This is a genomic window from Paraburkholderia sp. RHO2 (assembly GCF_050955445.1).
GTDB classification, from domain to species: Bacteria; Actinomycetota; Actinomycetes; order Mycobacteriales; family Mycobacteriaceae; genus Prescottella; species Prescottella agglutinans_A.
This window is the reverse complement of the sequence record NZ_CP162618.1, coordinates 479,749-504,098: the sequence shown is the minus strand read 5'-3', so window position 1 is coordinate 504,098 and position 24,350 is coordinate 479,749. Positions and strand designations below refer to the sequence as shown.

The 24,350-nt window shown below is 62.7% G+C and carries 22 protein-coding genes and 1 pseudogene; 12 read left to right on the top strand and 11 right to left on the bottom strand.

The features are described from left to right. Positions 1 to 145 precede the first annotated feature (145 nt). A complete protein-coding gene (locus tag ABTV10_RS27425) occupies positions 146 to 760 on the bottom strand; it encodes an SMI1/KNR4 family protein (protein WP_499035476.1) in 615 nt (204 codons plus the stop codon). A 24-nt stretch (positions 761 to 784) separates the two neighbouring features. Here ABTV10_RS27425 and ABTV10_RS27420 point away from each other — a divergent pair, with 24 nt between their 5' ends. From ABTV10_RS27420 to ABTV10_RS27410, 3 genes are all read left to right on the top strand, one after another. Further along, a complete protein-coding gene (locus ABTV10_RS27420; protein ID WP_499035475.1) occupies positions 785 to 955 on the top strand; it encodes a hypothetical protein in 171 nt (56 codons plus the stop codon). Between the two features lie 768 nt (positions 956 to 1,723). Then, complete coding sequence (locus tag ABTV10_RS27415; protein ID WP_499035474.1) at positions 1,724 to 2,824, top strand: hypothetical protein; 1,101 nt, start codon at positions 1,724 to 1,726, stop codon at positions 2,822 to 2,824. Next, positions 2,821 to 4,062: a hypothetical protein gene (locus ABTV10_RS27410; protein ID WP_499035473.1), complete on the top strand. Its 1,242-nt coding sequence runs from the start codon at positions 2,821 to 2,823 to the stop codon at positions 4,060 to 4,062. The genes ABTV10_RS27415 and ABTV10_RS27410 overlap by 4 nt, the downstream gene beginning before the upstream one ends. A 343-nt stretch (positions 4,063 to 4,405) precedes the next feature. On the opposite strand, the gene ABTV10_RS27405 is transcribed toward ABTV10_RS27410, so the two are convergent. Both ABTV10_RS27405 and ABTV10_RS27400 read right to left on the bottom strand, forming a co-directional pair. Next, positions 4,406 to 5,467, bottom strand: coding sequence for an IS110 family RNA-guided transposase (locus ABTV10_RS27405; RefSeq protein WP_499035472.1), 1,062 nt, complete (start codon positions 5,465 to 5,467; stop codon positions 4,406 to 4,408). A gap of 186 nt (positions 5,468 to 5,653) precedes the next feature. Beyond that, complete coding sequence (locus ABTV10_RS27400) at positions 5,654 to 6,649, bottom strand: IS481 family transposase (protein WP_499035471.1); 996 nt, start codon at positions 6,647 to 6,649, stop codon at positions 5,654 to 5,656. 133 nt (positions 6,650 to 6,782) lie between these two features. Here ABTV10_RS27400 and ABTV10_RS27395 point away from each other — a divergent pair, with 133 nt between their 5' ends. After that, positions 6,783 to 7,487 (top strand): hypothetical protein, encoded by a 705-nt coding sequence (locus ABTV10_RS27395; protein WP_499035470.1) that lies wholly within the window; start codon positions 6,783 to 6,785, stop codon positions 7,485 to 7,487. A 26-nt stretch (positions 7,488 to 7,513) separates the two neighbouring features. Here the strand turns inward: ABTV10_RS27395 and ABTV10_RS27390 are convergent, their stop codons facing one another. Next, on the bottom strand, positions 7,514 to 7,891 hold the full coding sequence (locus ABTV10_RS27390; RefSeq protein ID WP_499035469.1) for a hypothetical protein: 378 nt from the start codon (positions 7,889 to 7,891) through the stop codon (positions 7,514 to 7,516). 97 nt (positions 7,892 to 7,988) lie between these two features. On the opposite strand from ABTV10_RS27390, the gene ABTV10_RS27385 reads away from it, so the two are divergent. The 5 genes and pseudogenes from ABTV10_RS27385 (at position 7,989) to ABTV10_RS27365 (ending at position 11,132) form a co-directional block, all read left to right on the top strand. Next, complete coding sequence (locus ABTV10_RS27385; RefSeq protein WP_499035468.1) at positions 7,989 to 8,789, top strand: hypothetical protein; 801 nt, start codon at positions 7,989 to 7,991, stop codon at positions 8,787 to 8,789. Between the two features lie 266 nt (positions 8,790 to 9,055). Beyond that, positions 9,056 to 9,670 carry a hypothetical protein gene (locus ABTV10_RS27380; RefSeq protein WP_499035467.1) on the top strand — a complete coding sequence of 205 codons (615 nt, stop codon included), beginning with the start codon at positions 9,056 to 9,058 and terminating at the stop codon, positions 9,668 to 9,670. Between the two features lie 169 nt (positions 9,671 to 9,839). Further along, the gene (locus tag ABTV10_RS27375; RefSeq protein WP_499035466.1) at positions 9,840 to 10,154 is read left to right on the top strand and encodes a hypothetical protein; all 315 of its coding nucleotides are present in this window, start codon (positions 9,840 to 9,842) and stop codon (positions 10,152 to 10,154) included. A 252-nt stretch (positions 10,155 to 10,406) separates the two neighbouring features. Further along, a pseudogene (locus tag ABTV10_RS27370) lies at positions 10,407 to 10,758 on the top strand (hypothetical protein); the annotation flags it as partial. 2 nt (positions 10,759 to 10,760) lie between these two features. Then, the gene (locus tag ABTV10_RS27365) at positions 10,761 to 11,132 is read left to right on the top strand and encodes a hypothetical protein (protein ID WP_499035956.1); all 372 of its coding nucleotides are present in this window, start codon (positions 10,761 to 10,763) and stop codon (positions 11,130 to 11,132) included. Between the two features lie 1,695 nt (positions 11,133 to 12,827). On the opposite strand, the gene ABTV10_RS27360 is transcribed toward ABTV10_RS27365, so the two are convergent. The 5 genes from ABTV10_RS27360 to ABTV10_RS27340 all read right to left on the bottom strand — a co-directional run bounded on the left by ABTV10_RS27360 (position 12,828) and on the right by ABTV10_RS27340 (position 17,148). Next, the gene (locus tag ABTV10_RS27360; RefSeq protein WP_499035465.1) at positions 12,828 to 13,067 is read right to left on the bottom strand and encodes a ScoMcrA-related endonuclease; all 240 of its coding nucleotides are present in this window, start codon (positions 13,065 to 13,067) and stop codon (positions 12,828 to 12,830) included. 185 nt (positions 13,068 to 13,252) lie between these two features. Continuing rightward, positions 13,253 to 14,254 carry a nucleotidyl transferase AbiEii/AbiGii toxin family protein gene (locus ABTV10_RS27355; RefSeq protein WP_499035464.1) on the bottom strand — a complete coding sequence of 334 codons (1,002 nt, stop codon included), beginning with the start codon at positions 14,252 to 14,254 and terminating at the stop codon, positions 13,253 to 13,255. Then, positions 14,254 to 14,868 carry a DUF6088 family protein gene (locus tag ABTV10_RS27350; protein ID WP_499035463.1) on the bottom strand — a complete coding sequence of 205 codons (615 nt, stop codon included), beginning with the start codon at positions 14,866 to 14,868 and terminating at the stop codon, positions 14,254 to 14,256. Before ABTV10_RS27350 ends, ABTV10_RS27355 begins: the two co-directional genes overlap by 1 nt. A gap of 510 nt (positions 14,869 to 15,378) precedes the next feature. Further along, complete coding sequence (locus tag ABTV10_RS27345; protein ID WP_499035462.1) at positions 15,379 to 16,686, bottom strand: hypothetical protein; 1,308 nt, start codon at positions 16,684 to 16,686, stop codon at positions 15,379 to 15,381. Between the two features lie 12 nt (positions 16,687 to 16,698). After that, on the bottom strand, positions 16,699 to 17,148 hold the full coding sequence (locus ABTV10_RS27340) for a hypothetical protein (RefSeq protein WP_499035461.1): 450 nt from the start codon (positions 17,146 to 17,148) through the stop codon (positions 16,699 to 16,701). A gap of 565 nt (positions 17,149 to 17,713) precedes the next feature. Between ABTV10_RS27340 and ABTV10_RS27335 the strand changes: the two genes are divergently transcribed. Beyond that, positions 17,714 to 18,298, top strand: coding sequence for a hypothetical protein (locus ABTV10_RS27335; protein WP_499035460.1), 585 nt, complete (start codon positions 17,714 to 17,716; stop codon positions 18,296 to 18,298). Between the two features lie 1,251 nt (positions 18,299 to 19,549). Here ABTV10_RS27335 and ABTV10_RS27330 read toward each other — a convergent pair. Then, positions 19,550 to 21,499: a hypothetical protein gene (locus ABTV10_RS27330; RefSeq protein ID WP_499035459.1), complete on the bottom strand. Its 1,950-nt coding sequence runs from the start codon at positions 21,497 to 21,499 to the stop codon at positions 19,550 to 19,552. Positions 21,500 to 21,684: 185 nt separating this feature from the next. Next, positions 21,685 to 22,563 carry a LysR family transcriptional regulator gene (locus ABTV10_RS27325; protein WP_499035458.1) on the bottom strand — a complete coding sequence of 293 codons (879 nt, stop codon included), beginning with the start codon at positions 22,561 to 22,563 and terminating at the stop codon, positions 21,685 to 21,687. A 173-nt stretch (positions 22,564 to 22,736) separates the two neighbouring features. Between ABTV10_RS27325 and ABTV10_RS27320 the strand changes: the two genes are divergently transcribed. Further along, positions 22,737 to 23,105, top strand: coding sequence for a VOC family protein (locus ABTV10_RS27320; RefSeq protein WP_499035457.1), 369 nt, complete (start codon positions 22,737 to 22,739; stop codon positions 23,103 to 23,105). Positions 23,106 to 23,167: 62 nt separating this feature from the next. Next, positions 23,168 to 23,395: a hypothetical protein gene (locus ABTV10_RS27315; protein ID WP_499035456.1), complete on the top strand. Its 228-nt coding sequence runs from the start codon at positions 23,168 to 23,170 to the stop codon at positions 23,393 to 23,395. The last annotated feature ends 955 nt before the right edge of the window (positions 23,396 to 24,350 follow it).

Here is a 24,350-nt window from a genome sequence, read left to right as displayed (position 1 = left end):
AACCTCGACCGCGCCAATTCAGTATCGGGCACATTCCCGCGACATTGTTGGAGAACTGTTGCGAAACAGGATCATTCGCCAACACGTGCGACCCCTCAGGCCCACCGGCCCCCAGAGCGGCCAGTGGGCCAACTGCTCTGCCGGACTACTCCTCCGTGCCGTACTGCCACTCGAGTTGCCCGTCGACGACTGCCGGCGTCCAACTCTGATCGAACACACATCCCGATTCCAGGCTGTCGGCGAGATCAGTCAACATGGCACTCAGCGACACCCAACGCGGGCCTTCCCCGTCTGCGTCGACTTTCTCGAATTCGGTGACGCATCCGTGAAGTGGGCCCGGTCGGGTGTCGACGAAAAGCAGGTAGCCATCCAGACCAGCGAATGGAACGAACGCTGGATGGTAGGTGCCCACAACACCGCCCGCCTCGCTGCCCGGTTCAAGTCCACCGAACTCCTCACTGAACTCGCTCCACACTTCGAGTTCCATCGCACGCTCGTCGACAACTCGCTGCACATCGAACATCGCGTGTTGCGGCAGGAGGCTCACGTCGCGGTCGGCGGGGAAGCCGTTGATCAATCCGAGGAGTTCGACCAGCTCACCCGGCCAGTCGACACCCGTCTCCTCCATCGCAGAGGTGATCGCTCCGGAATCAGCGCCACCGAACGTGACGCCATCGAGGTTGTCGCTGACCCAGCGGGCGATCCGGCCCCATTGTTCAGTGACGGATCCTGCTGGCGTTGAGTGCGTCGTCGAGTTCATGTCTTTCCCTCCCAGTTGCCGATCGTGATCGCGACTGTAGGTCAGGTATCGGACAAGCCGCCCATTTCACCCGACCGCCCGGTGGGCGGCGCGCAGCCCTCGCTGACGCAGTTGCGCACCGTCATCGATGCACGGTCGGCCACCGATCCGGGGCACTCGTCGCCCGCGATGCACGAGTGGGTGCGGTCCCCGTGATTCGACACGTGCCGGTGCATGGCAGGGCCGCCGGGCGGCTCGCACCTGCTGCAGCCCATACCTTCTCGTACTCGCCTGTCCTCCAGCTGCACTCACGGCGACGATGAAACGCAACCGGCGGCCCACCAGGAATCTCAACGTCCCCGACCGAGTCGACTTCTGACGGTGTTGCGCCGGAACCGACAGCCGACCGAAGCCGGCGGCAACGCTAACCGCAGTGTGTGCGCGGCGCGGCTGTGAGCGTCGAGCGGCATCGCGCGCCGGGACAGACTCTGCAGTGCTGCTCCTGACGATCCGCCCTGGCTGGCCTGCGCCACCCCAGCGTGCCCGCGGTCCCGACATGGACGCTCGTACCCTGACAGCGGGTATACGACGCTAGTGCAGCTCAGTCAGGGCGTTGCCACTTGTCGTGACAGCGGACGACCGATGTGATCGGTCATTGTGGTTGGCTCGGTCCGTCGTCGTGGAGCGCTCTGCGATAGGTCTCGGCCCGTTCGGCGAGGCACTCGGGGTGGCCGAGCATCGGGAGGTGGTCGCCGGGTGTTCACGGATATGGGCCACGATCTTCTCGACGGCCCTGAAAGGTGCCGCGCAGAGCCACCGGTCGCCTCCGGTGCCGCTGTCGTCGTAGCCGAGCAGACGAGGCTCACCGGCACCTGAGTGCTCCGTCGTTCAATTTCGACGAACACCCGAGACCGGGTTCAATTGTCGGATTCACTCGGTAGTGTTCGCTGAACTTGTCTCGACTCATGCAGAGGATGCCCCAACATGGCTGAGGTTTCGGCGGATCAGATCGCGGATGAACTGCGTCTGAGCCCTGATCAGATGCTGGCTCTGCGTGCCCTGCAGGTGCGGATGCTCTGCATGGATTGGAGAGAAGAGCGCAACGACCGCGCGGCTCTCAAGAAGAGGATTCGATTGCGGCGTTTCGTCTCGGATGCACTCGAAGAGATGCTGGACTCTGGCGCACAACCTGAGTCGCTGCGGGAACAACTGACTACCCTAGCGCAAAGCCCGCTTCCCGAACAGCTGGACGGTCTGACGGAACTTGCACCGATACTTGCCAACGCGGTTCGGATTCGGTCTGCATGCCTGGTGATCCTTGCTGAACTCATGACGTTCAGCCCCTGGACCGACGAAACGAAATGGGGGTCTGCACCGCGAGAGTCCGCGCTCAGGACGGCAGCCGGTGATCTCGCGGGGCTGCGTGAGACCGATTTCGCCACGATGACCGAAGAGTTCGAAGGCCTAGTCAGAGCGCTCCGCCGCAAGTCGATCAAGTGGGGACGGGTCGCTGCGGTGTCTGTCCTCGGAATTGGCGCTGGTGCATTGACCGCGGGGTGGGCGGCAGCACCCATTGGTGCCGCGATCGGCGGCACAATGGGCCTCACCGGTGCTGCGGCGACATCCGCGGGCTTGGCGATGTTGGGTGGGGGGTCCCTCGCTGCAGGCGGATTCGGTGTCGCTGGCGGGACACTGCTCCTGACCAGTGTCGGTGGCCTGGCTGGTGGCGGTGTAGCAGCAGCTGGAGTCCGCTACAGCCCGCTGGGGTCTCAGGCGATCGCAGCGGAGGCCGTCAAGCTTGACCTCGTCGCACGGATGGTTCTCGCAGACGCGCCCGATCGCGACGAGAAGATGCGTCGCGTCGTCGAGAGCTTGCAGGACAGGCTCAACGAAGTCACTGGCCGTGTCAGTTTGCTGGTCGAGAAGATCGAATCACTCAAGCAGGAGAAGGCTGCTACCGCTGCCGAGAACGCAGATCTGCGCGAACGCATCAAGGATCTCGAGGCAGAACTGGCGGACACCAAGCAAGCGCAGACCACTCTGGAGCTGGTTCGTGAGCGCCTACCTGCAGGGCTGAGCGCGTGAGCGACGACATCGAACGCAACCTCGACACCCAGTCTCGTCGGCTCGACGAGATCGATGCTCTCATCAGCGCGGCGCTCGCTGATCAGGAATCTGACGTGCAGCTTGCACAGGGCCCTCGGCACCAAAGGTATGACGAACTCACGACATTCAATGACGAGGTTCGTTCACAACGACAGTGGACCGAAGTCGATCTCGATGCTTGCCTGACGGACAAGCAGCGCGAGGCGTGGGAGCTCTGGCAGCAGAAGCACCGGCTTACGTGGTCGAAGGCCGACCTTATCGCTGTCGGGGCCGTGAGTGTCGTTGGAATGCTGTGCACTTGGTTCGACTCATCGATCGACGGCGCCATCAGGGAGCGCCTCAAGACGCTGATGTCCACCGATCTCGTGCAGGGCTGGGAAGCGGCAGGCAAACGGCTGCCGATCGATTACATGGGTCCCGGATTTGGCGGCCGCGCACACCGAGTGAAGTCGGCGGGCCATGATCTCGCGCGTCCCGTCGAGGCCATTCGGCAGATCATGAAGGGGGAATTCCGCGGCACAGCATGGCTCGGTGACGACGTCACCGAGGTCGTCGTTGGTGCCAAGTTCAGAGACGTTGGCTCCGTTCCCGAGGCCGCCTTGCGGCTGGCTCAACACCTTCTCGCCGACGTGGTCACACCCATGAGTCTGCCGATCCCAGGCATGTCGATTCTGTACGAAAGCGAGAGCAAAGCACTGCGCGACTTTGCGCTCCACGCCTATAGCGGACTCGGTAGGGACACCGGCTGGAACGTGCGGAGCGGACTTGTGACTCCCGGGATGACTGTCATGGTCACCGAGATCTTGATTCGCACGTACGTGCACCTCGATGTCTACCAAGAAACAGGATCAGCCCGCTTGAACCTCCCTCAAACGAGGCGACGAAACGAGTTACTCCTGGCGGCGCACAGCCTCGTCTCCGCCGTATCCTTAGGCAAGGTATCCGCACAGGTGATTGCCCATAGTTCTGCGGGGAACTACCTACGTGCGGCGCATCCTTCGCACCTGCGACATGCGAATATCCCCGCACTTCTCCGCGCTGGTGCCCTGGCCGGGACCGTGGTCGCCGACGCCTACCGTGCCTCCCAGATCCCATCCGCGCTCTCCTGGGACGAACTGGTCGCCGCTACCGCCCAACCATGGCAGTTGGACCTCGTAGATGGAGTTGAACGCCTGAGCAGCACCGAATTGTCAACCGAGCTGGAACTTCTCAAGTAGCAAAGAACTCGGCACGATCCGCGACATTGGCTTCCCCCGGCCGTGAACGCCCGGGATTCGTCCTCCCGCCGCGCGCGTGTTCAATATTCGGATGTGTTCAGTTTAGTTGAACAGGGGAGGGTAATGAACACACCCGCGAGGATTCTTCTGTGGTCAGGCGGCTCGATCCGCGGATTCATGAACTTCGACCCAGCCCTTGTGTGGCGAGCGGTGTTCGTGGGGTGACAAGTACGGACAGTTATCTAGTTGTATGAAGTCATGACGTTGGTGACGCCGGTGTGGAGTCGGGTCGCGGGCGGCCGGTTCCCGGCGGCAGTGTGGGGCCGATGGTCCCTCTGTATTGTCAAGCCGCGCTCGAACACTGTGTGGTGGGCGTGAAGTCGCGTGACCGGGCATCGTTGATCATCCTCTTCCAGAGGACGGTAGACAGGTGACGTTTGAGGCAACGGATGGCTTCCCGTGAGGTCTTTCCCTCGGCAATCTTGCGGTCGTAGTAGCGTCGGCCAGAACTTGTGCGGGTCCGGATCTGGACGACGGCGATGGAGTGGAGCGCCGAGTTGAGATCTCGATTTCCATAGCGAGAGAGCCGATGTCGGTTGTAGTCGCCGCTCGCGACCTGGACCGGTGCGGTCCCGGTGTAGTTCGCGTAGGCCGCGGCGGTGGGAAACCGCCGCGGATCACGCGTGCCGGCAAGGACACGGGCGGCGAGGACGGGGCCGATCCCGACGACGTCGGTCAGTGACGTGGCGTGCTCGTCGAGTACCTGCTTCATCCTGGCGGTGTTGTCGGCGAGCTGGCAGTCGTGTCGGCGGATGTCGGCGATGAGGTCTTCGGCGAGCTGGGCGCGGACCTGGTCGACTGAGGTGGCGGGTGTGACGGTGTGCAGGGCTCTTTCGGCAGCGGTGGCAGTCAGCGAGCGTTTCACGCCGCCCGGGATCAGTTCCCGCAAAAGAGCATGCAGCTGGTTGAGGAGTCTGGTGCGGTGCCGGCTGAGGGTGTGTCGCCGCTCGTCCAGGAGCGCGAGGGCATCGGTATGGTCCTCGGCGGCGACCGGTCGGCTCTCCCCGCGGATCGCTGCCGCGCAGGCCGCTGCGGCGGCATCGATCGGATCGTTCTTGCGTCGGCCTCCGCGGGAAAGTGCGCGGATCTTCGCGGTGGCGGTCGGGGGAATGTCGACCACCGTCTCACCACGGCTGATCAGCCACTGCGCCAGGTGATGACCAAGCCCCTCGGCGTTTTCGATGGCCCAGTAGCGCTCCGGCCACCGCCGTGCCCAGTCCAGCAGCCGACGGTATTCGGCCTCGGACGAGGAGATGGTGAGGGTGTCGATCGTCGTGGTTGCCGGAGTGTCGACGGCAGCGGCGGTGTGGGACGCCTTGTGCGGGTCGACGCCGAGGATGATCATGCGAGCAGGGCCTCCATGAAGTCAGAGTCGGTGGATCGGGGCCGCGGCCGACAAGCCGACTTCCAGAACTGCGCATGCTTATGTGCTGGTCATCCCTCTGTCGAGTCAGGCCGCAGACGGAAGTGGACGCGGCGACCGGACCATCGATGAGTCAACCCGACGGACGGGTGACAGATAGTTGTCGAGTCAGCCGACGTCCACTTCCTGACACCGTATCGACGGGTAGCTACTCCCGCGACTCAGTGCTGGCTCGACGATAAGTCGGTAGTTGTAGTGGATGTTCCAGACACTCAGGGCCTGGGACCGCTGCGTCTCGCTGATCCATTCGCGGGCGTAGAGGAACTCCTCGGCCAGGATCCGGTTGTAGCGCTCGACCTTCCCGTTGTGCCGTGGGGTGTAGGGCCGGATGAACTGGTGCCGCATCCCGGCGAGGGTGCGGGCGAATACCGTCGAGCGGTAGCAGGCACCGTTGTCGGTGACCACCCGGGTGAATCGGGCGATGCCGTGGGCGGCGAAGAACACCTTCGCTCTGTTGATGAAACCGACTGCGGTGACACCCTTCTCGTCGGATAGCGCCTCGGTGTAGGCGAGGCGGGAGAACCCGTCGACGATCGAGTGCAGGTACACGTATCCGGTGCGGGTGCCGCGCTTCTTTGCCCGGTCGACGGTCTTGGCGTGAGTGCTGCCGCGGCCGTGGACCCGCCATCCACCGCCGTCGGGGATACGGCCGACCTTCTTGATGTCGACGTGCACCATGTGACCCGGATACCGGGCGACGATGGTGTTCGCGGGCTTGCGGTTGTCGGCGCCGGTCGGGTCGAGGAAGCGACGCCGGTTGATCCCGAGACGTACCAGCCACCGGCCGACGGTCGACACCGACACGTGGTGGCCGTCGGCGGTGAGTTCGCCGGCGATGCGGCGGGCGGACCACTTCCGCTCCCGCCGCAGCGTCTCGATCTCGGTGACCAGCGCCGGGTCGAGGGTGGCGGGTTGATGGTGCGGGACACTGGCCCGATCGAGCAGGCCGGCCTCACCGCTGGTCCGGTACCTGTTCACCCACTTCAAGAGGCACTGGCGGGAGATGCCGGCCTCGGCGGCGACGTGGGCGATCGGGCGGTGCTCGCAGCGTCGGACAAGGCGCAGCCTGCCGGCAGGGGTGAGCGGGGCGTTACGGTGGGACACGCGGGTCTCTTTCTGGCCGGGACGAGTTGGTCGCACTTCTCATCCTGCCGATCGAGACCCGCGCCCGTTTCTACCGACGTGCCCCTACCGCGTCACCAACCTCATGAACCGCAACAGCTAGACTCCAACGGCCGTGGACTGGTTTCAGATGTTTCTCGACTTCGCCAGCTCGATCGCATGGCCCATAGTGGTTGTAATTGTCGCGATTGTGTTCCGCCGTCCGATCGGCAAACTGATTAACGAGATCGAGGAAGCGGTCTTCCCTGGCGGCAGTCTCAAGAGGCGCGGGGACCGGCAGATCGCCGACATTGAACGCGCTGTAGGCATGCCTCCACGATCGACTGCACCTCCTGAACCGGAGGCTGCGACTGTGGAACAAATTGATGGCGCACATCCTGACAGTCGTTCCACGCCGGCGCTGGAAGCCGCAGACTTCCCGGGACCCCTCAAACGATCAGGACTCTGGCTATCGGCGGATGCCGTGCCGCCGATCATCCCCGTTCTAGGCGATCTACGTCGCAATCTTCCTGGATACGATGCCATCCGAACCTATGGCGCAGACGTCGCGGTATTCCAGGCAGCCAGATCAGTCGAACTGGCAATGGAGCTATGTGACGGATCAGTCGGCGAGAACCATGATCCCCTACTGTCTGCATGGTTCCGGACAATGGCGAGTGAACTGACCGGGCTAGCGGGCGCCGTACGTGACGGCCGGACAGCGATGTCGATCGATGGTGCGATGACATACTCCGCGACAGTCGGGTCCTTCCTGGAAGAGTTGGAACATCAGCTTGAGAACTTCACGGACGGCGTCCCACGACAGCAGTCACCCAACTGATCGACGAGGCGAGCGAAGGTCTCCAGCTACCCGTATAGGTCGGCGCGTGCGCCGCATCCTGGCCGGTTGGCGTTCCATTCGTCGATGGTTTCGGACAGTCCCCCGCGGAAGGATCCGCGCGGGACTGTCCCGTCGTCGTTGAGGACTCCGATGATGACGTCAGGTTCGGGGAGTTTGTAGCGGGACAAGGCCCCGGCTGTGACGCCGATACGGTCAGCGACCTGGCTGATACCGAGGTAGACGGTCGGCCCAGCCACGGTGGGCCCGCACAGGCTCGACGAGGTGCCGGCCGCCACGATGGCGTACACGAGCCAGAACAGCCAGCCGGCGTCTGTGACGGCGAGAATGATGGCGACGCCGGCGAGGATTGTGACCGCTGTGGCGGTTCGTTGGATTGTGGTCATCGTTGTTCTGCCAGCTCCTTTCGCTGTGAGTTACTGGCATAATCGCGCGATGCCGTATGCGGATGATTGGTGTCGACACTGCGGTCGGACAACCACGATGACAGAAGAACACATCCCGCCCAGAGCGTCTGGCAACAGTGGGTCGACGACTCTCTACCGCGAAGACGGCGACGTCGACACCGTCCTCCGCGAGTTCAGTGAGGGACACAGTGTTCGGACGCTCTGCCTGGAATGCAACAACGGAGCAAGCCAGCGAGGTCTGCCACAGGCATACACAGCGTGGCGTGCAGACGTGGTTGGGCACCTCCAAACGGCGGCTGCGGCATTCCATCAGGTAACCGGTCGGCCGCATACGGACATCTGGGGAGCGGAATGGGAGGCGGGAGGCCCGATTGTGCTCCCGCTGGAACATGGCCGGGGCGCCTCTGAAAAGTTCAACAACTTGCATCCCGGGCGGATCGTTCGGCAACTACTCGGAATGATCTTGGCAGTCCAGGCCGAACGGAAGCTCGCAACGGACTATCCCATTCTGGCCGATGCATACTTCGAGGAAGGTCCGGCGAGCATCGGCCCACTTTCCCTACACGTGGGGCTCGCTGACATCGGTATCGGATACGCATCGGAAGGGATGCTCTCCGGTTCGATCGATCTGACAAGGCCTGTTCGAAAGACAGAAGTACGCGTCCCAGGTGTGCTGAGCATCTCGCCATTCGTTGTTCTTCTCGTCGTGGGCACTGACTCGCCGGTGAAGTCCACCACGCGAATTGACCATTGGCTAAGGTATCCAGTCGACAAGACGTTCTCGAAGGGCGATCGGACAGTGGACTATCCGATCCTGGATCAGCGCGAGTTATTTGTTCGCTACATGTACGAACGTAGTGAACGACTGCCACGATGAGGTGCGGTTACCTTGATGCCACCGACGGTCGGCTACCGCCCCAAACTAGTGGGCTCGCTGACCCGGTCGGAGTGGACGCGTTGTTGCGCCGACGAGTTGGCCTGCGGATCGGTCGAATCCCACTCTCCACTTCGAACTCGGAGCGTCGCGACTTGGGTTGAAACCCAACCTAAGTAGAGAGACGTCGCGTCCCTCTCAGGCTTGACTGCGCGAGTTGGCTCGTTTACTTGGAAGAAACTGTCGCCTCCGTGTGGGAGGCTGATCGCATGCAGTTGAACGTGGAGCATGCAGGGGTGTGGATTCCGTGGGTCGACAAGTACCGAGAGAAGGGGTCGCACGAGGAGGCCCTTCTCGAGCAGGTTGCCGTTGGAGGATGGCCGATGAAGGACGCCGTTCTCGTTGGCGAGGGGCTTGGCCCGGATCGGTTCGGGTTATTTGGGCGGGAGCGGATGGTCGGCCCGAAGTCCAAGACTCGCTTCACGCTTCCGTACGGCGTGCCGGTCTTCGCGGACTATCCACAGGCGAAGGGGTTCGAAATGGCTGTTGAGCGGGCCCGTGGCAGTGTCCTCGCAGTTCTGGAGGGGCCGGGCTTGGAGCTGTCGGGCTGGGCTGCTGCTGTGGGCGCGGTGGACGCGCTGACAGGTGAACCGGCCCCGCCACTGCCCGACGTGATCACGAAGAACTTCGACCGCCTACTTTCGGCTGGCTACAACAGTTTCACTGGCGCCAAGTACAACTCGACGACCAGGATCATCGTGCCTGAGATCGCTGCCGAGATCCGGGCTGCCGGCTACTCCAACGACTTCATCGTGAGCTACTTGATGGCAGCTGGGCTCAGCAAGGACGGTGCCGACAACTTGAGGAAGCTGATCACGAGGTAGCGGTTGGATTGGGTTTCTCCTGGTATCGACCTCGAAACAACTGGCACTGACAGACTCTGTTGCTTTGATGTGATTGATCTTGAAATGTTACCCGGGAGGCGCGACAGATGTCCGCGACGCAGTTCGTGCATCTCGGTACGCGGTTGCCGACGGCGAGGTTGCGGCGACAGTGGGCGCGGTCGTGGGCGCCGAACTCAAGAGCAACAGCGAGGCAGGTGAGTTCAACGCGCTTCTCCCCACTAGCCAGCTGAGCCTCTACGTCGACACCGAAGGCGACATCGACGGATATGTGCTCACTGTCGACCGGCATCCACAAGGCTTGGATGGCGTCAACGCGCTGGCGAGGTCGATCTACGACCGACTCTCTGCTGCGACGTCGTGGCGGCTCGAGATCGACCTCGCGGAGGAGACGTTGGTCAGGCTGGCGATCGAAGTGGTGAACGGGTCCGGAGGCCCCTATCCGCGTGTAGCGGAACGAGCGTGACAGCCGCTGGCCTGGCGTGAACTGGATCGTTCTGTGCTTGATCGTCTTGGGGAGGGACAGGAGGCCGGGCAGGGTGGATTGTGTTCCGTCCTTATGGATCTGTACGACGCGGCCGCGGCCGCCGACCGCAGGCGTAGAAGTGCCTGAGGTCGTGCAGCTTGAGCGTGTCGACGCCCGCGGCCTTGACCTTGGGAGCGACACCACTGCACTCGTAGTCGGGTTCTACTGCGGCAGCCCGTCGCGTCCGGGCCAGTGCACCCGATCCCGAGGCTTCTCGTGGAACAGCACGAGCGTGACCTGCGCGCCGGAAAGCGCTTTGCCACTTTCGTTTCCGGCTACCAGGGCATCCCACTGGCTGCCCTCGACAAGCTGCTGGCGGGATTCCCGAGCTATCATCCGAGCACGACATTCGGCTGGTTCCAGGTGTGAACGAAGAGTTGGCCGCGCCATCAGTGTGGGGAAGCCAGCTCGAACTGCCAGCGGGGCAACGCACGCACGACGGGATCGGATCGTCGGTGTCAGGTACGGCAAACGGCCCAGGCTCGATCGGGCCAGCGACGCCCTGCGACATGCAGCGATGTATGGCGCCCACCCGCAGGAGGGGCCTTGGCACTCGCCGCAGGCCAGCGCAACAACTCGGCGGTGCAGTACTACTTCGGCGATCGAGCAGGACTGGTCCAGGCGATCGTGCAATGGCGGCTGCAGTCGGTGGAGGCATCCGGCGCCCGACGATTGGCCGGGGTCGACACCGGCGACAGCCATACCCTGGTCGAGGTGCTGGTCGCGTCACTCGTCGACGCGTCGATCGAGCAGGGCGGAACGCACTACTTCCGGTTCCTGGAGGTCATGCGCAGCCAGAGCAAGACCTGGCCGGCCGGTGACGACACCACCTGGTCGATGATCACGACCACCCTGGCCGAGCTCCTCCCCGAGGGCACCTTTCACCGCCCTCGCGTGCAACCACCGCAGCCGTGGTGACCGCGCACTCGAGCGCCTCGGCCAGGGATACAACGTTGCATCATGGTCGCAGCGATCATCGCCGCTCTCATGCCAGTCCTCGCGATTGCCGCCCGAGCAGCGGACACCAACAGCACCGAAGCAGACCGGTCGCCCAAGCAGAAAAGCTGTAGCGCCCCGCACCATCGGAGATAATTTGGGAGGCACCGCGCTCTCACACGTTCGTCGTGTCGGCCGTCCGAGTGAAGCAGTCAGCTGGCAGGTGCGTACGCGCTAGCTGACTCGCGAGCGGAACGATGCAATGTACTCGTGTCTCTCATGAGCTACTACCTGCCCTACAGCGATCTGGCCGACAAGATCTCCGCGAATGGGTCCTGAGCTCTGATTGCCTCTCCCCCATGCAGAGCCGCTGGTCGCGGGCACGCTCATCGACGACCTATGGCCGTGTTCCGCCGCCGCACCGGCCACCAGGGCGTATCGGGGACGCCGGCCCAACGACTGCGAGGAGTGACACTGCCCAGAAGTAACCGAAGCGCGGCCGTGTCGTCGAGCTGAGCAATCCGGTCGTCGTCCATCTCCGCAGTCCTTGTGCGGACCGGCACCTCGAGGTGCGCCGCAATGTCACTGCCCGGCCGCTCGAACACCATCGAGCCGGGCGCGGACGTGCGCCCGGCCAGGCGAACAGCGAGTCAGCGACACGCCCCGTTCGACGCTACAGTGCCGGCCTACCGGAACGGGGTGGACGACGTCGTTAGATTCTTCGCCGCTTAGGTGAAACTGAAGGCATGCAGTATCTCCTTGGCCGCCAAATAGTTCTCGTGCTGATTGGGGCCCTAGCCGACGCGAACCGCCACGATCGCGTCGGCCGGGAGTCCAGGTGACGTACGGGATCAGTTGTGCGCCAAGAATTCGAGGATCGATTGGGCGGTCTCTGCAGTCGGTTCCCAACCCGCGGCGAGTGCCACATAGGCCTTGGGGATGGCGAGTCGGGTGTCGTCTGTGGTGGGTGGCTCGGTCCGTCGTCGTGGAGCGCTCTGCGAAGTGGTCCGCTGTCACGACAGGTGGCAACGCCCTGACACAGCACAGCGCCACGCCGCGAAACCTGAGTGGTACGTGCCTCCCCCTTTCGAAAGTGCAAGATGCGGATCTGCTGAGCCTGCTGGGGAGCGGAACCGAGTGAACTGTGGAGACCTGCTGGGGTCAGAGGGTCTCCAGCGGGTCGGCCTGGCCGAGCAGCTCCACGAGCGGAGTGCCGGTCCGAGCAGCGACGGCGCGTCGGGCACACGCCTGAGCGCGGCTACGTGGGCGGAACTTCAGATCCCGGCCGCAACCGCACGGCTCGAAGCCGTCGCAGCGCAGCCCGGCGCCCAGGACCACAGCGACAAACCGACCACGCCTTCCAGTCGCTGCGGCGCGGCACCGTGAAGTCATTGCCAGCACACAGCAGCGGGCCGGCGCAGTTCGGGCACGTGTAGTACATCTTCGACTTCCTCAACCCATACTGCGCCAAGTAGTTCCCTCCCCGGTATCCAATGCAGCGAAGGGGCGGTACCTGCAGCCAACGACCTACTCACTCACATTCACCGGATTCGCGGTCGCGGAACGGCCAATCAGCTTGGCAGCTTCGTCATCCGCGTCCGCCTTCGTGTGAACGGTTCAGCTGGCCGTCAAAGGTGTTCGAGCGTCTCCACCGACAGCCGGGCACTACCGAAGACCTCAAACCACCACCCCCACAAACCCTTCCGGGCATAGGGGCAGTGGACGGCTCGCCTGATCACCACTGCTGTAGCGGTGGAAGCGGTCGCCCCCGATCGCCGGGTCGTTCGAGTCGTACTGGAGGTATTCCTTCGTCGCGGCACCGAAGCCGTAGTCCGTAAGGGATTTGTACTGTCGGATTCGGTCGTGCTCGTCGATCGTGTCGAAAATTGCTGATCGCGTGATGTCCGTCAACGCCATGCGACTCGCCAGATGCAGTGGCCGACAGGCCACCTACCGGAGGCTGCCCGTCCTGCAATGGGACCGGGATCATGGGGTTGTTGACCTTCGAAAACGCGGAAGAATTCAAGCAGCAAGTTCTCCCTGCGGACGGGTGCGCTTCACCGCTGTCGCTACTCAACTTGGGTAGCGATGAGGCGCTCACGTCATAGTAGTTCGGTGTTGGCGCGGATGGTGTCCAGGCATTCATCCAACGAGGGCCGGACCCCATAGACTAGTTTCATAGCCGCGGTGTAGCCCTCGAAGAGCGCTTGCCCTCCAGGATGGTCAGTACTGAGGAGCGGGCTGGCGCCGTATCCTGTGGGCGGGCGTGGGGTGCAGCTCCAACCAGCGGCCACGCTGTGTTTGTCGATGTCATCGCACAGCTGCGCAACTCCGGCCGCTCCGCATTCTTCCAGCGCGCCGCGAATTCGGCCGTCGCTGAGCAGACAGTGGATGTCGTAGAGGTGGCGGGCGCCGCGCTTTAGCGCATCGAGCGCCTTGTCGTCAGGTGCTCTGGAGGCACCGTCGTGCAAAGCAGACAGCTTCTCGAACATTGTCCGCTCCGGAGCGAGCACAGATACGGTGAATCGCTCAAACTCCTGCCACGTCTCCTCTGTCTCGCCGAGTTCGTCAATAGCGAAGTCCGCGATGATCGCGCGGAGCTGATGCTGCTGGGTGGGGTGCGTCCCTCCACGAGAGCCCATTTCTAGGAGAACGCCCTCGCTAATCGCTGCGACCGCGGCGGCTGACGCGGAAGCTCGCGCCGGGTAGATGTAGCGCGCGTTCCGCTTCACACCCTTCGTCGGTTCTAGCCGGAGCACCTGATCACCATCCAGGCCTAGGTGCTGGCCCACATTGGCGATTACCTGTTTCAGTGCCCTGTCGCGGGCTCCGGAACTTGAGCCTTCGGGGAACTCGACAAGGATATCGACGTCTTCGGAGAACCGTTCAATCAGTTTGAACACGCGTGAAAGTGACGTACCACCTTTGAAGATCACACCCAACATGCCAGCTTCGCCGACCGCGACCTCTTCAGTGCAGGCGCGTAGCACCTCCATGGCCCAGAAGTCCTTTTCCAAAAAGGTCTGGTCGAGCGAAAGTTCCTCAGAGGCACGGCCGATCAGGGCGGCCAGGTCGTCATAGTTGTCGCGCAGGCGTGGGGGCATTAGGCAAGGATGCCAGATGCTCGCAAATCCCCACCCAAGCGCTCGATACTCGTGCGAAGGGCTGGGCACCGCTCCCCCTGGGCTGCCTTGACTAGCTTCGTCCAGCGGAGCTTTCCAGCAGTGACCGCGTCTGCCAATGCACGCGACAGAGCGGGCCATCCGTCGTCGACGGTGGTCTCCCAATCTCCACGCAACAGCTCAAGCGCCGCGATTTCGAGTGGGGCAAGCGATGCTCGTCGCAAGTTGGTGCGTCCAGTCACCACAACCGGTAGACCCTTAGGTGCCCGACCGGTGACTGCGAGAGCAGGCTTCGGGGGCACCTGGGTGGTCAAGCCGAAGGAGCGGGCAGCGGAAAAGCCTGTCGGGCCGACGCCCTTGGTACCCAACACCTCAAAAGCGATATCCGTGGACGGTGGCCGGGTCATACCGTAGCGGGTCGGCGTGCCTTTCCAGTACACGCCCTTTGCCACACGAACCAGCTCGCCACGTTCGCGTGCGCGCTTCAGCGCCGACGCTGAGGCAGCCCGTGAGCCCGGCAGGCTGTTCGCGTGTACGAAACTGCCTACCGGGATGCTCTGCAGCTTCTTGGCGGCATCGCCCAGCGCGACGGTCATGACAAGAAAGCGTACCGAAAACGTGTCACAAAATCGACCCCGACCAGGGATAAGCAACCACAGCCGCGCGCGGTACCCACTTCAGAAGGTCCGGAGTTGGCAGGCTGTGCGTGAAGAACCTCAAGGACTCCAAGCTCCAGGCCCTCCTATTTGACGATCCTTCAGACGGAAGCATGGCTCGGCGCAACGCAGCGCTTACCTGGGATTACACGCACCGCCGCTAGCCTCGGGTTCCATGCACCTAGCCTTCGGCGACGTGCTGGACCCGCATTCCGAAGTCCATGCTGATTCTCAGACGTTCCGTCGCGCCTTCCAAGACCTGCGGGACAGATTCGGGGCAGCCGTCAGCGCTCCCTCGCCCAAGCCAGTTGTTCTTCTCTGCCACGACATGTGGGTCCCTCATGGCGTCCTCTGCCGTGATGTGTAGCCCAGACTCGCATCACACTGGCATGCGGGGAACGGCAAGAACCATGTTGGCCCCACCCGGCACCTCGAGTAGGCTCGGAAACATCAGATTGGACGTTCCGCGCGACGATAGGTCAGTTCCAGCACATTGTCTCGCCAAGTACGGAACTCCTCCTCATTGGCGAGACTAGCCACTTCATCCGAGAGAGCAACCCTCAATTGCTCTTTCCGTTTCTTCGAGCCGTATGCGTCGATGCTCCGCTGGCCGACGAATAATGTAAGGGTTCGCGGGAACTTTGGGCTGGCGACGATCCTACTCTTGAGCAACTCGATCAGCTGCCCAGCAGCCTCCCGTGCACGGTTGGCTTGGTCCATCGTTGCCCGTTCACCACGGTGAACAATTCGATTGCGTTCAGCTACGACGTCACGCAGCCAGGCGTGGATGCGGCCTTCTTTATCGTTCTCCCAAGATCCGCCCCCGAGCTTGTCACACTTGCGTAGAAGCGTGTGCGGTCCAGAATTGACGAGATCAAGTCTACTGGCTGCGGCTTTGTCAATCTCGCCCGTTTCCCATTTCAGTGCAAGCGCCAGATTAGCGATCCAGCTTTCACAAGCAATGGCATATCCCAGGATTGCAGCTTCGGCCTGTCCTGCATCGAACGCGACGTGCGCCCGCATTAGCAAATCGGACAGCACCGTCGACGGCGTTCCGAATCTCAGGTCGGCGAACCTGCGTCTGATCTGGTCCTGTTCCGCTCTCGGTAGCGGCACTTCGTGATGGCCGATGGAGTCGGCCCTCGGTCCTTCGTGCCGGTACGCTCTCCATTGATCCGTCCAGATCATCTTGCCCTCAACCACATCCGCGTAGGTGTACGGGATGCTCTGTTCAGGCAGCGCTTCGACGTTGATATCCCGCAAAGCGTGACCACTCAGACGTGTCGCTCGGATCAGGTCTGAAATCGCCCAGAGAACGACGTCAAGGGGTCCAAGAAGATCAGGACGTCGCAACTGCTCTGAAACCGGATTGGCCGTTACGACGGGAACGAAAGCAGTCACTACGGACACCAGTCTGCACTTAGGGGCCATCGTCACCGACGGTGGCGCAGATGAGCCAATCAAGTAGCCCAAATGCCGAGCTGGCGTCGTTGTACGCGGCACCTCAACCTGCGCCGCAGTCCAATACAAGCGGATCGCAATCGGGAAATCGAGCCAAGCCCTGTCTATTGAAGTGTTCCGGTAGGGGCTGCGCGCTAGTCGCTCTGTATCGATGTCGACTGCTATCGGTTGATCGAGGGGAACAAGCATCGGCAAGCGCACGCTCAATGCAAGGCAGCGCGGCGCCTTCTGCGCGGCGAACCAGATGTCTGTCAATCCTCGCGGGCGGCTCTGCCCGCCAACCCCATCACCGGTCACCGGTCTAGTATTTCAGGCTGGAACAACGTGACTGGCCTCACTCGGGCCTTCGGATCTGAAATGTGGTTCGTGGCTAGCCCCGGAACACGGCCCACCTACGTGCCACGCTTCCGCAACCGCCGAAGCGACTCCTCCAGGGTCGCGATCGAACTTTCGGCATTCGAGCACCTGCTTGGCGACCTTGGATCGAGCGGTATTGTGTTTCGCCACTTGCGCGTTCAACCTGTCGATAGCCTTGTCGAATCCCGCTTCGCATGCTTTCTCGATCGCGAGCGTGGCGGTACGGCGGTCGCGGTTGGTGTCGGCGATCTCCTTCTCCAAGCGATGGATCTCGGTCTTCAGGTCCGCAATCGCACGGTTGACCCTCGGGGCAACGAGGAGTTCAGTTTCCATGTCGCGCAAGGTCCCGCTGATGAACGAGTTGGCCGCGTTCACCAGGAACGCAATATCGGATGCCACCATGTTGGCGCCCCTCCCCGTTGGTACTCAAGAGCCCGCGAACCGTACCAATAGAAACGGACAGCCCGTCGCCCTGGGGCGTCGATCTCCTGGACGATGCGTGATGTTGCCCTGGGAGTCGCGGTGACCGAACAGCAGTGAGGGGAAGCGCACCTCGCACCCATGAGTCAGTTCCATCGTTCGACAGGTATGCCAGCGTGCAGCTGCACGGGCTCGACCCATCCCAGGCGTCACCGCAGGGGGTCTGGAGTCGTCAACGGTATCGACCAGCTGTCACTCGAACAAGCGTGGTCCGTCGTCACCGCGCACGCGCAACATTCACGACACCGAGTTCAGTGCCGGCGTGCAGCATGGGAGCGACTCGGGCTGAACATGCACCTCAGCGATCGGATGCCCTAACTCCAGTAGAACCCGCATGCTGCCGACTACCGGTTCGATGCCACGGCAGCGTTCAAGTAACCCGAATGCCAGGGTATTTCCTCCCCGGATGGTCACTGAAAGACTGCCTGCTCAACTATGATTCTGCCGCTCAACAGGCTGAGAGGCCATGACGGAGAGGACACCGACAGTGCCGACGTACACGCTTGAGAAGGCTGCCGAGCCGACGTCAGGCCGCGCATTGAACTTGCCCGTCTACGGGATCGCGTGGCTGTCGTGCATCGGGATGATCGTCGCGAGTATCGGCCCGTGGGCGACCGGAGGCGGGGACTCGCTTGCCGGCACCGAGGGCGATGGCCGGGTCACGCTGACTTTAGCGATCATCGCTGTTCTTGCACTGGTGGTTCGGGCAGTGAAGCAGTATGTCTGGCCGGTTGCCCTCGCAGCAGTAACAGCGATCGTCACGTTGGTCATTGCCGTCGCGGACCTCACGACGCTCAACAATCTTCTGCAGGCCCTCTCACCGACTGCCTCCGTGTCGGTCGGCTGGGGATTGTGGCTGCTCGTTGCGTCGGCAACGGGGTTGGCTGCCAGCGCGATTGCGTTGATTGTGAGCACCGCATCTAGTCAGGGCATTACCCGGCAGGCCCTGCGGGCCGAGTTCCGGGCAATGAGTTCCTCGGACCGCCGCCACGCCTGGTTCGCGTTGGGTAGCTGCGTTCTGACGATCGGGCTTCTCGGCTTCTTGGTGTACCACGTCTCCGGCGCGAGCTAACTGCGAGCCGTTGACGCGGATCGTCGTGGTTCGAGCGAGGGATGAAATCCTTGGGTGAACCCGCGATTCCCCAGGACATTGAGTTTGGCGACGTTCGAGCTGGGTTAGCGTCCAAGTTGCCGACTCAAGGCGGCACGGTAGGCGTCCACCCCAGACTTGGGCGCCTACCTATGTTGGGTGGCGGTGGTCCGGAGAAGTCTGCCGCCACCCAGCACATACCATTCCGGTTTCTGTCGAGGAACTTCCACACTCCAGAATCCGATGCCAACCGCCCCAAGCACCGGACTACCTTACGTCCAGCGAAACGCCTCCCCCGGGATTCGCAACCGGCCCACTGCCTTCCCCCAGACCGGCCGGTGGGCCATCCTCTTCTGCAGGACTACTCCTCCGTGCCGTACTGCCACTCAAGATGCCCATCGACAATTGCTGGCGTCCAACTCTGATCGAACACACATCCCGTTTCCGGACTGTCCACAAGATCAGTCAGTATGACACTCCCCGACACCCAACGCGGGCCTGTTCCCAAGCCTCATTGACGACTTCACACTGAGGTGTGGCCGACGGATCGACAGAACCTCGCCAGGAGCTGCGCGACAAGCTCAGCGGGTGGGATCCGCCGGTCCGCGAGAGTCGTCGGATCAACGATATTCACGGTCGGATCTATTGTCGCGTTCACGATAGCCAACGGCGTGGCATCAAACAGCGCTGGTACTTGATGGTGTTGCCATGTTCCTCATGGCAACGTTAGGACCGAGTCACCGTGAAGATTGCCGGTGCAGGAGAGGTGATTCCGCGCATTCTAAAAGATGCAGCACTGGGAAGCGACGTCTCTGATGTTGTTGACCGTGAATCCTGGCGGAGACAGGACCTGCGACCACGCGGCGGGGACATCGCTCGGGGCAGCGTCGAGCAAACCACGATCCTCGGCCGAGATGACGCAGGGTTCGATCACATGGCCAAAGTTGGATTCCGCCAAGACTTGACAGATCGGTGAACGAACTCCAGTCCCGACCCAGGCCGAGCGTGACCTCACCGATGCCGAGCGCAGCTTCGAGATCCTCGGCGAAGACTTCCCTGACGGGGTGCCGACCGAGCTGCTACACACGTCGGCACTGAAGGGATCCGCATTCGCGCGGGTTGCGCTTGGTTGGCGGTGGCTCTCAGCAATGTGGCAACTCCTTACGAAGTTGGGAGGCGGGAAGCCGCCTGGCCCCTTGGTGTGGAGCGATGATCCACTCTGGTTCTGACTTATTACTTGTCGACCACGTAGTGAGCCAGTGGCGTGAGCGCTGGCCGGGGAACGATTTTATCCCAGGACTTCCAAAGTTCATCACTGACAGGATTACGTTCGGCAGGAAGGTCTTTCACTGATCGGCTGAGGCTCGGGGGCGTAGGCGCGGCGTGAGTAAGTGCATCGAGGATGCGCCTACCGGCGTCTGGCTGCTTAGCCAGTATGGGGCAGATCCGTTCGAGATCATGTGCGCTGATGGTTGAACTTTCGACTTGGTTTGAGGTGAACATATCTTGGTATAGAAATGTGTCGATGTGGTGAATTGGTTCGAGGGTGATAACGAGACCACGCAGTGGCCGGTTTGCAGGGAGATGTTGGAACTCGGCCATCCCGGCAACCAGTAGTTCTGCCGTCCTGTCGATTTGATCTCGGGCGGCCTGAACTTTGCTAACCAACTGCTCGAGCCCGGAATCAATCCCGGCGCGCGCAGCTTCGGTGGCGCGGAAGGATTTCACCTCGACAAGTAGTATCACCTCGTTGAAGACGACGAAGTAGTCAATCGACTGCTTGTTTTCGTGCCCGTAGGTGATCTCAGAGTAGATCGTTGCACCCGCCGCCTCGAGTTGTGCGAGTTGGCGGCCGACGTAGGCCTCGAACGAATCGCCCAGAGCTCGCGGAAAGTCGCTGCCAAAGTGCTGTAGCCCGGTGAAGAAGAGCCCGAGGGGCGTGATCTTCTGGATCAGGAAGTTGTAGACGGGGAGTACGAAGCCACGGTCGCCCTGATCGACGAGTGGGCGACCCATGAGCGGGTTGCTGGACCACATCCTCTGAGTCTCGGTTCGCTTCTCAGCATTGCGACCTTCCTCTCGTAGCGTGCCCAAGTCGGCAGCAAGGTGGTCCTGTATCACTCGGATGACGGTTTCGACATCTGTGCCAGCGAAAAACCCGAGCCGGTGGCACTCATGGAGGTTGCCGATGGTGACTCCGCCGCCGTAGGTAGTGGCGACTGAGGCAAGCTGAAACACGATGGTCATGTACTTCGTCAACGGGACACCGAGCGCGTTCCCCCAATCACTGGGCGTCGGTAGCCCGCGGATTCCTGAGTCGTGCTCTACGAGCAACCCAATGGTCCGTGCGATGTTCTCGAAGTCGGAGTATTTGAAGAGTGCTTGTTGGTAGATGATTCTGGCCATTAAGCGTGCCAGGTCCTGGTCCCCCACAGCGCCATGCTCGGGGATGTCAGGATGATCGACCTCGATACTGAGCCCACACAGCTCGTGCAGCTCCGTATCGGTCACGGGGCGGTTGGGAGTTCTTGTCTTGCGCCGACCGTCTTCGATAATGGCGGTGCGTGCAACCGCGGCAAGGCTGAACTGCTGGACTGATCCATCGGGATTCCACCGCTCTGGATCGAGGCCAGCGTCGGCGCGGGCAAGCGAGGCACTCACGGCCGAAACTTTATCCAGCAGTCGTCGCGCATTGAACCTGCGGACTGCCTGTGAGAACTTGCGGTAGGAAACACGCCGTGATGACCTATGCACGCGTTGACGATACGGACCCAGAGAGAATCTCGCCTGTTTGGGACAACTTCTGGCGAGTGCACCGAGGTCCGCCCACAGCACCCTCAGTTCATCGTCGACGACGATCGCGCAGCCAGTGCCCTCACCACGCCGCGCCAGTAATCGGGCCGGCCTGTGCGGAACAGGCTCGACGTTCGACTCGGCCGCGGCCCTCCCAATAAGAAGGGCTTCACCGTAAACTCCGAGACACCCGCAGTGTGCCTCCGATTCCGGCGGTGCGGGCGGCCATGGGAGGTTTCGCTGGCCGGCCGCGATGTCGATGACAGTCTCCAGGTCAAGCTGCATCTCGATGTCGGCGACCTGCGCGGGCCCGTCGTGGTGTGCGACGCAGCAGTTGTCGATGCCGTAGTGGAGCGTGGTGTCGCCTATTCGAACGGAGACAACGCCCACGTCGACATGTTCAGCGATGGCCCGGCCGAGAGGCATGGCGAACCAGTGCGCCCGGACGGCGTCTGTCGCACGCCGCTCGTTCAGGGCCCGTCAATCTGACGGAGCAACTCGACACGATGCCGTCAACCTGCAGCAGCTGCAAACCTGCTCCTACGAGCCAGCCACCGAAGCAGACGATCCACACATCATGATCGTGCTGTGACGAGCGCGCTCAGGGCGTCTGCGGCCGGGCTCAGCGGCCCCTGCGCTCTCCACACCAGCGCGAGGCGGGCCGACACTGGCGGGGTGATCGCGACCGCGCGGACCAGCCCTCGGTCGTCGTCGGCGGCGACCTCGGATGCGGGCAGGACCGCCGTTCCGAGCCCTCGCTGCGCGAGTCGGGCCGCGACCCGCGGATCGCTGGCTTCGAAGGCGATGTGAGCTGGCAGGCCGGCCTCGGCGACGCTGGCGTCGAGAGCCGACCGGATCCCCGTGCCGCGCGGCAGCGTGATCAGTGGGCGCGCGGCGAGCTCGCGAAGGTCGACGGCGGTCTTGCCGGACAGTGGATCGGTGTGGGCGACGACGGCGACGAGCGCCTCCTCCCGGATGACGCGGCACGCGACACCGGGCGGCGCATCCCCGGCCAGACCGACGAAGGCCAGGTCCAGCCGTCCGGTGCGGACCTCCTTCAGGAGCTTCTCCGAACTCTGCTCGGTCAGGGTCATCTCGATGCCGGGGTAGCGGGCGTGAAAGTCCGCCAGCAACTCGACGAAGTCGAGCGCCGCCGAGGGCACCGAGCCGATACCGACATGCCCGCGCACCAAACCCGCCACCGCATCGGCCGCATCACGCGTCGCCGATGCGGCAGCCACCGCGGCGCGCGCGTAGGGAAGCACCGCGGCACCGACCTCGGTGAGTGTCACCGTTCGCCCTGAACGGTCCAGAAGGTCGTGCCCCAGTTCACGTTCCAGCTGACGTATCTGAGCACTGACACCGGGTTGCGAGACGTGCAGCCGATCCGCCGCTCGGGTGAAGTTCGCCTCGTCGACGACTGCCAGAAAGTACCGCAGCTGGCGCAGTTCCATAACCATTGATTCTAGTGACCAGACGAACCAGCTCTTGGACGTATCACTACCGACGGCCCTAGCGTGGTCACGCGGCCCACTCCCCACCGAAACCGCCCGCGTTTCACCTGGGCTCGTTCCGGTCAGGCGTGCACACCGCGGCAGCCACATTCCCCAAAGCGAAGGGCATTCTCATGCGCCTCCCCAATCAGTTCTTGGTTTATGTCAGCGACGTCGCCTCGGCGGCAGCGTTCTACGGCGAGCTGTTCGGCATGCAAGCCCAGATGCTCAGCCACCGGTACGCAATCTTCGACTTGGGAGGTGGGATCGTTCTCGCACTGTGGGGAGGGAAGACCCGAACGGCCGAGACTCCCCCGGCCCCGACCTTCGAGGTCGGGCTCCTGGTCGAAGGCGGAAGCCTAAAAATCCGCGAGATCTACGACGAGTGGGTGGACAAGGGCGTCGAGATCATGGAGGAACCGTCCGAAGACGTCTTCGGCCTGACCTTTGTGGCCGCAGACCTGGACGGCAACCGCCTCAGGGTTGCACCCGCCGAACACTGAACTCGCCGACCCCCGACCACAATCGATCGGTCTGCCGCGCATGCGACCAGAGCCGCCACCGGGTGGCCGGCGCGATGATCTCGATTTCGTTGTTACTCAGCACCATTCGCTCACGCGACTGGGGTGCACGCAACGGTCGTTCCTTCGAACCGATATACGAGGTGATCGACCAGCTCGGTATCGGGCCGGTTGTCGACCAGACGGAATCCAGCATCGCGCCACGAGTCACCGCGATCGGCGAGATGCCGGCTCCATTGTTCTCGCGCACGCTGTTCAACGCTGCGGTATGAGTCCAGTCGGTGTGCGGACACCGTTACCGTCGCCATCTCGATGCTTCTGTGCACACGCCTGAACGTATCCGGTGGGACGTTCGCGACGACTACTTCAGCTCCTAGCGTGTCATGCGGTGCCTTCATGCTCTGGCGTCGCGAAGCACAGTTGCCGTGAAGGAGAGGGGGTTCCCCGTTATTGTCGACTCCACGGTGCCCGGGCTGTAGCTGACACAGCCCGGGCTCCGCTTCTTCTTGGTTCTCTCCACCCCCGACAAGCAGAGATCGCCGTTCGCAAGGATTCCACGTTTCGATCACCGCGGCAGGCTGGACGGTGGTTCAGCAACGCGGCGACGCTCCCACCGTCCTGGATCCTCCGGATAGTCCTCGCCACCGAATGGGAGAGCCGACATGGATTCACGGGCCTCCGCCTTCAATTCACGGGTGTTTGCATGTCGCCTTGGTGCGAGGTGGCACACATTGACTTCCTCCCGACCGTGAGAACGGCCGGGATTCCTACGCAGTCTCACCCTCACAGGTGGCGTCTGTTCGGTGGTTTCCTGCTTCATCGGGATCTGCTGCGGCAAGCCGCAGTCTGACATCCCTTCCACAGGCGTTGAGCGACTCCGCCAGCCCGGCGGGTCGAGAATGTTGACCGCAGCGTTTGTAGTCACGATCGAGGACCGCACCACACCCGCACGATCAACGCCGGACATCCAACGCCTTCGCCTCCCCGACCTGCCCGCACTGCGAACACGTCCGGGAGATCGCGACGACATCGCCTCGACTGCCAGCCGCACAGCTCCGGGGTGGGCGTCACCAACCTTCAGCCCACGTACATGGAGAGCGGAAGCCTCACCACCTGCAGTGAGGCCCGGACACACGAACGCCCTAATCGAAAGCTCGTATCGACGAACACGTGTATCGGCCGCTCGGGCAACCACCCAGTGCGAACTCCCCCGAGGAACGCCTCTCC